Annotated in this window: 11 protein-coding genes; 8 read left to right on the top strand and 3 right to left on the bottom strand. The window is 66.7% G+C overall.

Features of this window, described 5'->3' with window-relative positions; genetic code table 11:
• Positions 1-6 precede the first annotated feature (6 nt).
• From AC1DS3_RS13710 to AC1DS3_RS13680, 7 genes are all read left to right on the top strand, one after another.
• The gene (locus AC1DS3_RS13710; protein ID WP_441633909.1) at positions 7-288 is read left to right on the top strand and encodes a PP0621 family protein; all 282 of its coding nucleotides are present in this window, start codon (positions 7-9) and stop codon (positions 286-288) included.
• A complete protein-coding gene (locus tag AC1DS3_RS13705) occupies positions 285-2,378 on the top strand; it encodes a sensor histidine kinase (protein WP_477127367.1) in 2,094 nt (697 codons plus the stop codon). The genes AC1DS3_RS13710 and AC1DS3_RS13705 overlap by 4 nt, the downstream gene beginning before the upstream one ends.
• A 119-nt stretch (positions 2,379-2,497) precedes the next feature.
• On the top strand, positions 2,498-4,153 hold the full coding sequence (locus AC1DS3_RS13700) for a sigma-54-dependent transcriptional regulator (RefSeq protein WP_477127366.1): 1,656 nt from the start codon (positions 2,498-2,500) through the stop codon (positions 4,151-4,153).
• Positions 4,146-4,766, top strand: a complete 621-nt coding sequence (gene ampD, locus AC1DS3_RS13695; protein ID WP_441633903.1) for a 1,6-anhydro-N-acetylmuramyl-L-alanine amidase AmpD — start codon at positions 4,146-4,148, stop codon at positions 4,764-4,766. The genes AC1DS3_RS13700 and ampD overlap by 8 nt, the downstream gene beginning before the upstream one ends.
• A 502-nt stretch (positions 4,767-5,268) precedes the next feature.
• Positions 5,269-8,211 (top strand): ribonucleoside-diphosphate reductase subunit alpha, encoded by a 2,943-nt coding sequence (locus tag AC1DS3_RS13690; protein WP_477127365.1) that lies wholly within the window; start codon positions 5,269-5,271, stop codon positions 8,209-8,211.
• 98 nt (positions 8,212-8,309) lie between these two features.
• The gene (locus AC1DS3_RS13685; RefSeq protein WP_477127364.1) at positions 8,310-9,512 is read left to right on the top strand and encodes a ribonucleotide-diphosphate reductase subunit beta; all 1,203 of its coding nucleotides are present in this window, start codon (positions 8,310-8,312) and stop codon (positions 9,510-9,512) included.
• 150 nt (positions 9,513-9,662) lie between these two features.
• The gene (locus AC1DS3_RS13680; protein WP_441633899.1) at positions 9,663-10,175 is read left to right on the top strand and encodes a hypothetical protein; all 513 of its coding nucleotides are present in this window, start codon (positions 9,663-9,665) and stop codon (positions 10,173-10,175) included.
• Between the two features lie 33 nt (positions 10,176-10,208).
• Here the strand turns inward: AC1DS3_RS13680 and AC1DS3_RS13675 are convergent, their stop codons facing one another.
• On the bottom strand, positions 10,209-10,535 hold the full coding sequence (locus tag AC1DS3_RS13675; protein ID WP_441633897.1) for a thioredoxin family protein: 327 nt from the start codon (positions 10,533-10,535) through the stop codon (positions 10,209-10,211).
• Positions 10,536-10,609: 74 nt separating this feature from the next.
• Entirely contained in the window at positions 10,610-11,533 is a 924-nt protein-coding gene (locus tag AC1DS3_RS13670) for a DMT family transporter (protein ID WP_441633895.1), read from the bottom strand.
• A gap of 124 nt (positions 11,534-11,657) precedes the next feature.
• Between AC1DS3_RS13670 and AC1DS3_RS13665 the strand changes: the two genes are divergently transcribed.
• Positions 11,658-12,578, top strand: a complete 921-nt coding sequence (locus tag AC1DS3_RS13665) for a LysR family transcriptional regulator (protein WP_441633893.1) — start codon at positions 11,658-11,660, stop codon at positions 12,576-12,578.
• Between the two features lie 8 nt (positions 12,579-12,586).
• Here AC1DS3_RS13665 and AC1DS3_RS13660 read toward each other — a convergent pair.
• On the bottom strand, positions 12,587-13,042 hold a 456-nt coding region (locus AC1DS3_RS13660; RefSeq protein ID WP_477127363.1), incomplete at its 5' end, for a helix-turn-helix transcriptional regulator.

Genomic DNA, 13,042 nt, shown 5'->3' with positions numbered 1-13,042 from the left:
GCCGGCATGGCACGCATCTTCCTTGTCCTGGCTGTCGTGCTGGGCTGTTTCTGGTGGCTTCGCCAGCGCGCCGAGGCGCGCCTGCGGGAGGACCGCGCCGCCCGGCACGGTCCCGCGCAAGGCTCGCCGGTGCGCAACCAGCCTGCCCCCCCGCAGGAAGCCATGGTGCAGTGCGCGCGCTGCGGGGTGCACCTGCCGCAGGGCGAAGCGATCGCCTTCCGCGGCTTGCATTACTGCCGGCGCGCCCACCTGCCGGCCGATAGCGATCCGGATAGCCCTGCCGCATGAACGGGCCTGCCTCGTTCTGGTCCCGCCTGAATGCCTGKCGCGCCCTCGCGGCGATGTGGCGCCAGCCCGAGCCTCCTGAATTCCACTGGCGCTTGCTGCGCTATTTCTGCTGGACCCGGCTGGCGGTAGCCGCGCTGCTGCTGGGCTACGCCTGGCTGCCGGCGCAGCGCGCCGAGGCCGAGCGGGCCGCGCAGGCGCTGGCCAGCGGAATGGGCGGCGGGTTCGGCAGCGGCCTGGCCGCGCTGCCGCTGGCCGTGCCCTATGCCGTGGTGGCGCTGGTGATGGTGGTCGCCACGCTCTGGTGGCGCCGCGGCTTTCACCTGCGGGTGCGCTTCCAGGTACTGGCCGACCTCGCCCTGCTGGGCCTGATTTTTCACGCGCAGGGCCATCGCGGCGAGGGGCTCGCCATGATCTTCCTGCTGCCCGCGCTGCAGGCCGGCGCGCTTACCAGCCTGCTGTTCGCGCTGTTTACCGCGGCAGCTTCAGCGCTGCTGGTGATGAGCGCGCCCTTTGCGCAGACCTTGCTTTTGCGCCAGGCCGACGCGGGTTTGCTGGGCTCGGGGCTGTACGGGCTGGTCTTCATGATCGCGGCCTCGCTGATGTACCTGCTGGCCAACCGCCAGCTTGCGCAGGAGCGGCTGGCGCTGGCGCGCGAGCAGGAGCTGCGCCTGCAGCAACTGGTCAACCGCCTGATGGTCAACGACATGCAGGACGGGGTGATGCTGCTGCGTGCCAACGGCGCGGTGGTGGCGGCCAACCCGGCCGCGGTGGTGCTGCTGGGCGTGCAGCCGGCCGAGCGGGGCAAGCCCACGGACACGCCCGCCAATGGGCGCGATGCGCTGTTCGACCTGCGCCAGATCCCCCGCCTGCAGCCGTTGATGGAGATGCTGCGCGACTGGGTGCGCAGCAAGGACGATGCGCCCCGCATCCTGCAATTGCTGCCGCTGCCGTCGCGGCCATCCTCTGGGCGTGGCCCTATCCTGCATACGCGGCTGCGGCTGCGCTTCTTGCTGCCGGGGCTGGCCAGCCTGCGCTCTACCTTCGCGTCCTCGATGTCGGTCTCGCTCAGTGCGCAGAACGCCATGAACACCGGCGCCTGGAACGATCTGTCGCCCGAGGCGGCGGCTCGGCTGCGCCTGGCCATCGCCCAGAGCGAGGCCATGGCGTGGCGCCCGGAGGACGAGGCCTTGCTGCGCAGCGAGATGCGCGATACGGTGCTGGTCCATATCGAAAGCTGGGAGCGCATCGCCGAGCAGGTCCAACAGGAGAAGTTGGCCGCCATGGGGCGCCTGGTGGCCAGCGTGGCACACCAGATCCGCAATCCGCTGGCGGCCATCAGCCAGGCCAGCGAGCTGCTGGCCGAAACCAGCCGCCGGGCCGCGCGCCCGGGCGAGGCGGGGCGCGCGGAGGGCGATGTGGATGCGCGGCTGCTGCGCATCATTCACGACAATGTKCGCCGGCTCGACCAGGTGGTGTCGGATGTGCTGCAGATGTCGCGCCGCCCGCGCACCGAGCGCACCACGGTGGACCTGAACCAGGCGCTGCCGGAGATCGTCGGCCGCTGGCGGCTGGAGATGCGCGCCCGCTCCGCCAGCCACGACCCGGTCGGCGCGCGGCGCGTGCCGCGTCCGGCCGAGATCAACGCCAATGCCATCCGGCTCACGGTGGACGTGGCACGCCCGGTCATCTTCGATGCCTCCCAGTTGCAGCAGGTGCTTGGCAACCTGCTCGACAACGCCTGGCGCTATTGCAGCCGCCTGCCCGGCGCGATCCGCCTGCTGGCCCATGCATTGGACCAGCACCATGCCGAGCTGATCGTCTGGAACGATGGCGTCGAGGTGTCGCGCGAGCACCAGCGCACCTTGTTCGAGCCCTTCTTTACCAGCAACGCCCAGGGCACCGGCCTCGGGCTGTTCATGGCGCGCGAGCTATGCGGCGCCAACGACGCCCAGGTGCGCTACGGCACCATTTCGATCGACGCGCTGCTGGCGCAGACCGGCATGCTGGCGCCCGCCGCACGCGATACACTGCCGGCCAAGGCCTTTGTCCTGACCTTGCGCATCGAAGCGCCGGACAGCGCGGGTGGCTGAGCCGCGCCGGCGTGCCCGGCCACCCGATCAGCACCGCGTTCAGTCGCCGCCCCGGCCCCATTTCGCCACTTCGCCATTTCGCCATTTCGTCACTTCGCCAGATCGCCAGACGCAGACCCATGCCCCTCAAGACGCCAGGCCCCGATCCGATTCTCGTCATCGACGACGAGGCCGACCTGCGAGAACTGCTCGATATCTCGATCCGCCGCATGGGCCACGATGTGGTGCTGGCCGGCTCGCTGGCCGAGGCGCGCCAGCAGCTCGCCGCGCGCCGCTATAGCCTGGTACTGACCGACATGCGGCTGGGCGACGGGCTTGGCATCGATATCGTGCGCCAGCTCTCGAGCGCGCCGGAGCGGGTGCCGGTGGCAGTGATCACCGCCTACGGCAGCGCCGACAATGCCGTGGAGGCGCTCAAGGCGGGCGCCTTCGACTACATCGCCAAGCCGGTCTCGCTGGACCAGCTGCGCAGCCTGATCCTGAATGCGCTGGGGCGCCAGCAGCGTGACGGCGCCGAGGGTGCCGAGGGCGGTGATGGCGGCAGCGGGGCGCACGAAACCGTGGACCGCGCCGTCAACCTGCTGCCCGGCCATTCTCCGGCCATGCATGAGGTGCGCCGCTCGCTCTCGCGGCTGGCGCGCAGCATGGCGCCGATCGTCATCAGCGGCGAGTCCGGCAGTGGCAAGGAGCGCGCGGCGCGCGCCATCCACGCGGTCAGCGCGCGCGCAGCGCATCCCTTTATCGCGGTCAATTGCGGCGCCATCCCAGAGACCCTGATGGAGTCGGAGTTCTTTGGCCATGTGAAAGGCGCCTTCACCGGGGCCGACGCCGAGCGCGGCGGCTTCTTCCAGGCTGCCAATGGCGGCACGCTGCTGCTCGACGAGGTGGCGGACCTGCCGCTGGCGATGCAGGTCAAGCTGCTGCGCGTGCTGCAGGAGCGGCGCGTGCGCAAGATCGGCGCGAGCCGCGAGGAGAGCGTGGACGTGCGGGTGCTGTGTGCCAGCCACAAGGATCTTTCCGCGWTGGTCGCCTCCGGCCAGTTCCGCCAGGACCTGTTCTACCGCCTCAACGTGCTGGCGCTGCGCATGCCCACGCTGCGCGAGCGGCGCGAGGATATCCCGGTGCTGGCCAGCGCCATCCTGGAGCACCTGGCGGTGCGCTATGGCGATCCCCATCCCAAGCGGCTGGCGGCGGCCGCGCTGCAGCGGCTGTCCGACTATCCGTTCCCGGGCAATGTGCGCGAGCTGGAGAACCTGCTCGAGCGCGCCTATGCCTTCGCCGAGGGCAATACCATCGAGGTGGACGACCTGGGCCAGATGGACGCCGGCATGGGCCATACGGCCATGCCACGCCCGCCCGCGCCGCACGCCTACCCGGCTACGACGGCTGCGCCGGCCGCCGCGCCGGCATCGCCCGGCTTGCGGCCCGACACCATGCAGGAGCTTGCGTCCGATGCGCGGGCCGAATCCCGGGGCGGCGCGCAGCCCGATCTGTTTGCGCCGCCCGCGCACGCTTGCCGTGCCATCTTCCCGATCGACCTGCCAGGCCGGCTCGAAGCGCTCGAGCGCGACCTGATCCTGCAGGCGCTGCAGCAGACCGGCTTCAACCGGACAGCCGCCGCGCCGCTGCTGGGCTTGAGCTTTCGCCAGCTGCGCTACCGTAYCCAGCAGCTTGGCATCCGCGAGGGCCGAGACGACCCGGCCGACGGTGCCGCCGAAACCAGCGAAGCGCTGCGCGACGGGCTGCTGGCGGCAGATGGAGATCGCGATGCCTGACCACGACCCGGCCGCCAGGTTGGCGCCAAACTCGTCATTCGTCCCCGACCCGGCAGGCTGGGTGCCCGCGGCGCGGCGCGTGCCGTCGCCCAATTTCGACGCCCGGCCCGCGCACACGCCGGTGGACCTGGTGGTGATCCACAACATCAGCCTGCCGCCCGGACAGTTCGGCAGCGGCGATATCGAAGCCTTTTTCCTGAACCGTCTCGACCCGTCCCGCCATCCGTTTTTCGAGACAATCTATCAAGTGCAGGTGTCGGCGCATTTCTTGGTGACGCGAGAGGGCGAGCTGGTCCAGTTCGTGTCTTGCCTGGACCGAGCCTGGCACGCAGGCCAGTCCGAGTTCTTCGGCCGGCCCCGGTGCAACGACTTCTCCATCGGCATCGAGGTCGAAGGCAGCGACGACCAGCCGTTCACGTTGGCCCAATACCACACCACCGCCGCGCTGGTGCATGCCCTGCTAGGCACCTATCCGGTGCGGGCCGTGGCGGGGCACAGCGATATCGCGCCAGGGCGCAAGACGGATCCGGGGCCACATTTCGACTGGGCGGGCTTTGCCGCCGCGGCCGGCGTGGCGCCCGCACAACTGCCTTACCGCAAAGCACAGCCCTGAGGCAAGGGCAACAAGCCAGGTCTAGGGGATAGCCGTKATCTGGGGAAAACCCTGATAAAGTCCGCGCCTATCGAAGAGGTCAGGTCAATCAAAAAAATTTCGCGTCATGGTGCGGTAACGAACCGCCGGGCGGATTCCCTTGCGTCTCTTGGGCTAGCGGGTATGGCGCAGCGCCGCATGCTGCGCCAGCACTGGAATTCGCGCCAAAAAAGCGCTTGTCAAGACTGGTGAATCCGCCCCGTTTCACTATACTTAGTCCAGTTTTTCGCATCGACCACTAGATCTAGTGGTGCTTTCGGGGAGCCGGCCTAGGTGTGCAGTTACCGCCGCAGCAATGGCTGCGGTCCGCCGAAGGGCCGGCGCATCACAAGAGTCCCAGCAGAATCCAGCAATAGCAGCGCGCCCTCCCGGGTAAGACCGGCCGGCGTGTCTGAGCCTTTTTGCGCATTTTGCCCGGGACTCTTTGTCACTCATAAAACACGGGTCAGAACAGGAGTTCCTCATGCAGACAGCCCAGAACGAAATCTCCACCGGCGCAAGCGCCGCCGGTGCAGCAGCGAACACGCAGTCGAGCCCCGCTACTGCCGCCGCTGGCAGCTACCAGGACTACAAGATCATCCGACGTAACGGCGCCGTCGTGGCGTTCGAGCCGAGCAAGATCTCGGTGGCGGTGACCAAGGCCTTCCTCGCCGTCAACGGCGGGCAGGGCGCCGCTTCGGCGCGTGTGCGCGAAGTGGTCGAGCAAGTGACCCAGAATGTGGTCCGCGCGCTGCTGCGCAGCCGCCCTAACGGCGGCACCTTCCATATCGAAGACGTGCAGGATCACGTTGAGCTTGCGCTGATGCGCTCGGGCGAGCATGAAGTGGCCCGTGCCTACGTGCTGTACCGCGAGAAGCGCACCCAGGAACGCGCCCAGGCAAACGCCCAGGCGGTGGCCCGCGTGCAGGAAGGCGGCGCCACGTTCAACGTGACCGATGCGGGCGTGGCCCGCGTGCTGGACCTGGGCGCGCTGCATGGCCTGATCGACAACGCCTGCTCGGGCCTTGGCGACGCCGTCAGCGCCGAGCCGATCCTCAAGGAAACGCTGAAGAACCTGTACGACGGCGTGCCGATGACCCAGGTCTACGACTCCGCCATCCTGGCCGCGCGTACCCTGATCGAAAAGGACCCGGCCTACAGCCAGGTCACCGCGCGTATCCTGCTGCACACCATCCGCAAGGAAATCCTGGGCGCCGAAGTGACCCAGACCGAGATGGTGTCGCGCTACGCCGACTACTTCCCCAAGTTCATCGCGCGCGGCATCGAAGCCGAGTTGCTGGACGAGAAGCTGGCCACCTATGACCTGGTCCGCCTGGGTGCGGCACTGGACGCCCAGCGCGACTTCCAGTTCAACTATCTGGGCCTGCAGACCCTGTACGACCGTTACTTCCTGCACATCGACGAGACCCGCATCGAAATGCCGCAGGCATTCTTCATGCGCGTGGCGATGGGCCTGGCGCTGGGCGAGAAGGACCGCGAAGCCCGTGCCATCGAGTTCTACCAGCTGCTGTCGTCGTTCGACTTCATGTCGTCCACGCCGACCCTGTTCAACTCGGGCACCCGCCGCTCGCAGTTGTCGTCGTGCTACCTGACCACCGTGTCGGACGACCTGGAAGGCATCTACGAGGCGCTGAAGGAAAACGCGCTGCTGTCGAAGTTCGCCGGCGGCCTGGGCAACGACTGGACCAATGTGCGCGCCCTCGGCTCGCACATCAAGGGCACCAACGGCAAGTCGCAAGGCGTGGTGCCGTTCCTGAAGGTGGTGAACGACACCGCCGTGGCGGTCAACCAGGGCGGCAAGCGCAAGGGCGCGGTCTGCGCCTACCTGGAAACCTGGCACCTGGACATCGAGGAATTCCTCGAGCTGCGCAAGAACACCGGCGACGATCGCCGCCGCACCCACGACATGAACACGGCGAACTGGATTCCCGACCTGTTCATGAAGCGTGTGATGGAAGCCGGCGAATGGACCCTGTTCTCGCCCGCGACCTGCCCGGATCTGCATGACCTGGTCGGCAAGGCATTCGAACAAGCCTACCTGGGCTACGAAGCCAAGGCCGCCCGCGGCGAGCTCAAGCTGTTCAAGAAGATCCCCGCCATGCAGCTGTGGCGCAAGATGCTGGGCATGCTGTTCGAGACCGGCCATCCCTGGATCACCTTCAAGGATCCGTGCAACATCCGCAGCCCGCAGCAGCACGTGGGCGTGGTGCACAGCTCCAACCTGTGCACGGAAATCACGCTCAACACCAACGACAGCGAGATCGCCGTTTGCAACCTGGGTTCGGTGAACCTGGTCGCCCACCTGAAGCAACAGGCCGACGGCACCCAGGTGCTCGATCACGCCAAGCTCGAGAAGACCATCCGCACCGCGATGCGCATGCTCGACAACGTGATCGACATCAACTACTACGCGGTCGAGAAGGCACGCAACTCCAACCTGCGCCATCGCCCGGTCGGCATGGGCATCATGGGCTTCCAGGACTGCCTGCACATGCTGCGCCTGCCGTACGCCAGCGACGCCGCSGTGCAGTTCGCCGACACCTCGATGGAAGCGGTGTGCTACTACGCCTACCGTGCCTCCAGCGAGCTGGCGGAAGAACGCGGCCGCTACAGCACCTATGAAGGCTCGCTGTGGGATCGTGGCATCCTGCCGCAGGACTCGCTCAAGCTGCTGGCCGAAGAACGCGGCGGCTACCTGGAAGTGGATCATTCCTCGACCATGGACTGGGACAGCCTGCGCGCGCGCATCAAGCAGCACGGCATGCGCAACTCGAACTGCATCGCGATCGCGCYGACGGCAACGATCTCGAACATCATCGGCGTGTCGGCCTGCATCGAACCGACCTTCCAGAACCTGTACGTCAAGTCCAACCTGTCGGGCGAGTTCACGGTGGTCAACGACTACCTGGTGCGCGACCTGAAGGCGCGCGGCCTGTGGGACGAAGTGATGGTCGCCGACCTGAAGTATTTCGACGGCAAGCTGGCCCGCATCGACCGTATTCCGCAAGACCTGCGCGACATCTACGCGACGGCCTTCGAAGTCGAGCCGAGCTGGCTGGTGGAAGCCGCCAGCCGCCGCCAGAAGTGGATCGACCAGGCCCAGTCGCTGAACATCTACATGGCCGGCGCCTCGGGCAAGAAGCTGGACGACACCTACAAGCTGGCCTGGCTGCGCGGCCTGAAGACCACGTACTACCTGCGCACGATGGCAGCCACCCACGTGGAGAAGTCCACCGTGTCGCGCGGCTCGCTCAACGCCGTGTCGTCGGGTAGCGACGGCGGCATCAGCGCCGCCGGCATCGACCAGGCCGCCGCCTCCGCACCGGCCATGCCGGAAGCCGAAGGCGCGGTCTGCACGATGCGCCCGGGCGACGCCGGTTTCGACGAGTGCGAAGCCTGCCAGTAAGCCGCCTGCCAGTCAGTCATTACCTGCCCTGATCCTCGCCGCGCCGCTCGCGCGGCGAGGACGGCGGCAAACCAAAGCATTCCACGGAGAACCACACCATGCTGAGCTGGGACGACGACGTTCAAGCCACCCCGCAGGCTGCCCCGCAGCCCGCGCCGAATCCCACCGCCACGCCTGCTGCCGCACGCTCTGTCGACCAGCACGGCGTGCTGCCGCCGGCCGCCACGCAGCCGGCAGGCACGGGTATCCTCGGCAACCTGCCGGCGTCCGACGCACCGACGGACCGCCGCGTGAACGCCGCCGACAAGCGCGTCATCAATGGCTCGACCGACGTCAACCAGCTGGTGCCGTTCAAGTACAAGTGGGCCTGGGAAAAATACCTGGCCGGCTGCGCCAACCACTGGATGCCGCAGGAAATCAACATGTCGCGCGACATCGCGCTGTGGAAGGACCCGAACGGCCTGACCGAAGACGAGCGCCGCGTGATCAAGCGCAACCTCGGCTTCTTCGTGACCGCCGACTCGCTGGCCGCCAACAACATCGTGCTGGGCACCTACCGCCAGATCACCGCGCCGGAATGCCGCCAGTACCTGCTGCGCCAGGCCTTCGAAGAAGCGATCCACACGCACGCCTACCAGTACATCGTGGAGTCGCTCGGCCTCAATGAAGCCGAGATCTTCAATGCGTACCACGAAGTGCAGTCGATCCGCGACAAGGATGAGTTMCTGATCCCGTTCATCGACACGCTKACCGACCCGGCCTTCAAGACCGGCACGCCGGAGAACGACCAGAAGCTGCTCAAGTCGCTGATCGTGTTCGCCTGCATCATGGAAGGCCTGTTCTTCTACGTGGGCTTCACGCAGATCCTGGCCATGGGCCGCCAGAACAAGATGACCGGCGCCGCCGAGCAGTACCAGTACATCTTGCGCGACGAGTCCCTGCACTGCAATTTCGGCATCGACCTGATCAACCAGATCAAGCTCGAGAACCCGCACCTGTGGACCGCCGAGTTCAAGGAAGAGATCACCGCGCTGTTCAAGAAGGCCGTGGACCTCGAATACCGCTACGCCGAGGACACCATGCCGCGCGGCGTGCTGGGCCTGAACGCACCGATGTTCAAGGGCTACCTGCGCTTCATCTGCAACCGCCGCTGCCAGCAGATCGGCCTGGAGCAGCTGTTCCCGAACGAGGAAAACCCGTTCCCGTGGATGAGCGAGATGATCGACCTGAAGAAGGAACGTAACTTCTTCGAGACGCGCGTCATCGAGTATCAGACCGGCGGGGCGTTGTCCTGGGATTGAGCGGGGTTGGTAACCGCAAGAATCGTTGTCGTGGGCGACATTAGATCTGCCCTTTTGGTGACACAAGTCCGCCCCTCGGCACATCGGCCAGGGGCGGTTTTTTTTATGTCCATTTCCGTAATCCGTCGAAAGTCCGAGCGTGGTTGCTAAGTGAGCCATGTTGAGACACCTTGGACGCGCCTGCCAAAGCAAGACTACCGGGCCGGTACTTGGGTCACCAGCATTTGCCGGCGGCCGGAGTTGTTTCATTGGGAGGTTAAGGTGTCTTTCTCTCTTGATCTTGAGATTGATGATCGAATCAGCAAGGACGAAGTACTCGACCTACTTCGCGAGATGCGGTTCGAAATCTCTCAGGAAGACACGGATGGTGTTCGTGGAAATTTTCCGCGCTCGAATATTTTTGCGGTTGCGAAATGGGTGTCTGATCCCAACGAGATGGCTCCAAGAACGGAGGGAGCTGATTTTGCCGCGAAATGGAAGATTGGAGTTAGGGCGAACTTCTATTACGTCATGAGCAACTATGACGAGTGTAGCGCTGACATGCATGAATTCTTGGCTAGGTTGAACGAGAAATATGATGCCTATTTCATATTCTCATTCGAGAAAGAGAAGATTTATGCCGTGAAAGATGAGCGTGGCATGCGCATTGTTGGTCAGTTTTAGCGGTGGAGCTTCATCTTCAATCGTGGGCCGGCATCAGCCCGCAATCCGCCTCAACGCCTCCTCGATCGCCCGCGTCTCGCTCGGCCGCACCAGCCGCGTCACCTCCACGCCGTCGCGCATGAACACCAGCGTGGGCCATAGCTTGACCCGGAACGAGCGGCCGAGCGGCTTGCCGCTGCCGTCCTCGACCTTGATGTGGGCGACCTGCGGATGGCTGGCCATGGCGCTGGCCAGGTGGGGCTGCGCCCGCATGCAGTAGCCGCACCAGGGCGCGCCGAACTCGATCACGGCCGGGCCGTTGATGGCGTCGATTTCGGCCCGGGCCGGCTCGCGCAGGCCGTACACGTCGGTCATCGTCATAGGGAATCCTCTCGCCTGTCCAAATGGGCATGCACGGATTGTATGACCGCGGCTGGTTGCAACGGATCCTGTTATCAGGCCTGCGAGCCCTGCGGTATCTCGGGGGCTGCGGGCTTGCCCCAGCGCACCGTGGCCAGCAACGACGCCGCCACGATCAGCCCCCCGCCGATCCACGCCGTGGCGGAGATGCTCTCTGCCAGCCACAGGCTGGCGAACAACGCGCCGAAGGCGGGCTCGCTGCCCATCAGCAGCGCCACCCGCGTGGGGCTGCTGCGCCGGATGGCGTAGTTCTGGGCGAAGAAGGCGAACAGCGTGCAGGCGGCCACCAGCCACAGCACGCAGCCCCAGAACGCAGCGTGGCCGGAGAACGGCGGCAGGGGCTGCCACTGCGCGGGCACCAGCGCCAGTGCCACGGCCGCGCTGCCGACGGCGACCACGCCGGATTGCACCGCCGTCATCGTCAGCGCCGGCATGGACCGGCCCCGCACCAGCCGTTTGGTCGCGCAGACCATCAGCGCGCGCAGTACGGCGGCGGCGAGGATCAGCCCGTCGCCAAGGTTCAAGCCCAGTTCGCCGTGGCCCGCCAGCAGCCACGCGCCTAGCAGGGAGAGCGCCACCGCCGCCCATTCGATGCGGCTTGGACGGCGCTTGAGCAGCAGCCACTCTGCCAGCGGTGTCAGCACCACGCACAGGCTGATCAGGAACGCTGCGTTGGAGGCGCGCGTTAGCAGCACGCCGAAGGTTTCGCACAGGAAGATGCCGAGCAGCAGCACGCCGGTGCCCAGCACCCCGCGCAGGGTGGCGGCGTCGGTGCGGCGCAGCCCGGCCAGCGTGGGCGAGAGCACCACGAAGGTGATGCCAAAGCGTAGCGTCAGCAGGCCGAGTACCGGGTAGAAGACCAGCGCGCTCTTGACGATGCCGTAGCTGCTGCCCCAGACCACGGCGACCGCGAGCAGCATCAGGTCGGACAGCAGTAACAGGTTTTTTGGCGCGGGCATGGCGGACCTTGTGCATTCGGTCCTGCATTGTGCCGCTTTGCATCAGCGGCGATAATCGGGTCGAAACGCAAAGCCTTTATGCCGCAAATGCATTAATCCGCCTCTGCTTGCCGCTAGCCGCCTCATGAACCAAGCTGATCTCTTTGCCTTGCTGCCCGATATGGCGGTGTTCGCGCGCGTGGTCGACGCGGGCAATTTTTCTGTTGCCGCGCGCCAGCTTGGCAGCACGCCGTCCACTGTCAGCCGCCAGATCAAGCGTCTGGAGGAGGCACTGGCCACGCGCTTGCTGGAGCGCTCGACCCGCAAGGTGCGCATGACGGAATCGGGCGCCGAGGTGTACCGCTATTGCCGCGACGTGGTGAGCGCCGCGGCGGGGGCGATGGACGCCGCCGGCCATGTGGTGGGCCGGCCGCAGGGCAGGGTCAGCGTCAGCGCGCCGACCGCGTTTGCCAAGACGGTGATCCATCCGCTGGTACCGGCTTTCCTGCAGGCGTATCCGGAAGTGGACCTGCAGCTGCTGTTTACCGATCACGAGACCGATCCTCTTGCCGATGACCTCGACCTGGTGATCAGGCTGACCGAGCACCCGCCGCCCGGCCTGGCCGGGCGCCGCCTGGGCGCGGTGCGCTGGGTGCTGTGCGCCTCGCCCGCTTACCTGCGCGCGCGCGGTACGCCCGCACAGCCGCGCGATCTCGCGCAGCACGATTGCCTGTACCTGGGGGAAACCGCCGACGACAACCGCTGGCGCTTGCGTCGCGACACCGAGACGCAGACCGTGACGGTGAGCGGGCGCTATGTCGCCAACCACGCCGGCGCGCGGCTGGAGGCGGCGCAGCAGGATCTTGGCATCGCCAGCCTGCCGGAGTTCACCGCGGCCCTTGCCTTGCAGGCCGGCGAACTGGTGCAGGTGCTGCCAGACTGGGAATTGCAGGCACGCGCCTACGTGGGGACGGTGTGGCTGCTCTACCCGCCCAACCGCTTCCTGCCGCCCAAGGTGCGGGCATTGATCGATTACCTGGCCGCGCATATCGGCAGCGCGGGCTGACTTGCCGCTCAACGCGCGCTGGCCGGCCCTTGCTGCGAGCGCTGGTAGTCGCCCGGGGATACGCCCACCAGCCTGGTGAAATCCCGCGTCAGGTGGGCCTGGTCGAAGTAGCCGAGCTCGGCGGCGAGCTGCGCCAGCCCGACCGGCTCGCCGCGCGCGAGCCGCCATGCGGCCTCTTGCAGGCGGTAGCGGCGCAGCACCCACTTGGGCGATACGCCCACGTAGTCCTGGAACAGCCGTTGCAAGGCGCGCACGCCCATGCCGGCATGCTGCGCCAGCGACTCCACGCTGGCGGGGCCTTCGGCGCTGGCGGCATGCGCGACGATGGCCTGCAGTTGATCCACGACGGGGTCGGGCGGCGGCAGGGCGCCGCCCAACAGGGCTTCGGCGGCGCGCACCATGGCTTCGTCGCCGCCGGCATCCAGCACCAGCAATTCGGCCCGGCCAGCGTCGCATGACAGCAG

The sequence above is a fragment of the Cupriavidus sp. 01L46 genome (genome assembly GCF_056399905.1).
Note: the sequence above shows the minus strand (reverse complement) of the source record. Positions and strands in the feature narration are given on the sequence as shown.

Coding starts and splice junctions, on each gene's coding strand:
- AC1DS3_RS13710 (WP_441633909.1), top strand. CDS start 7: ATGGCACGCATCTTCCTTGTCCTGGCTGTCGTGCTGGGCTGTTTCTGG.
- ampD (WP_441633903.1), top strand. CDS start 4,146: ATGCCTGACCACGACCCGGCCGCCAGGTTGGCGCCAAACTCGTCATTC.
- AC1DS3_RS13675 (WP_441633897.1), bottom strand. CDS start 10,535: ATGACGATGACCGACGTGTACGGCCTGCGCGAGCCGGCCCGGGCCGAA.
- AC1DS3_RS13670 (WP_441633895.1), bottom strand. CDS start 11,533: ATGCCCGCGCCAAAAAACCTGTTACTGCTGTCCGACCTGATGCTGCTC.
- AC1DS3_RS13665 (WP_441633893.1), top strand. CDS start 11,658: ATGAACCAAGCTGATCTCTTTGCCTTGCTGCCCGATATGGCGGTGTTC.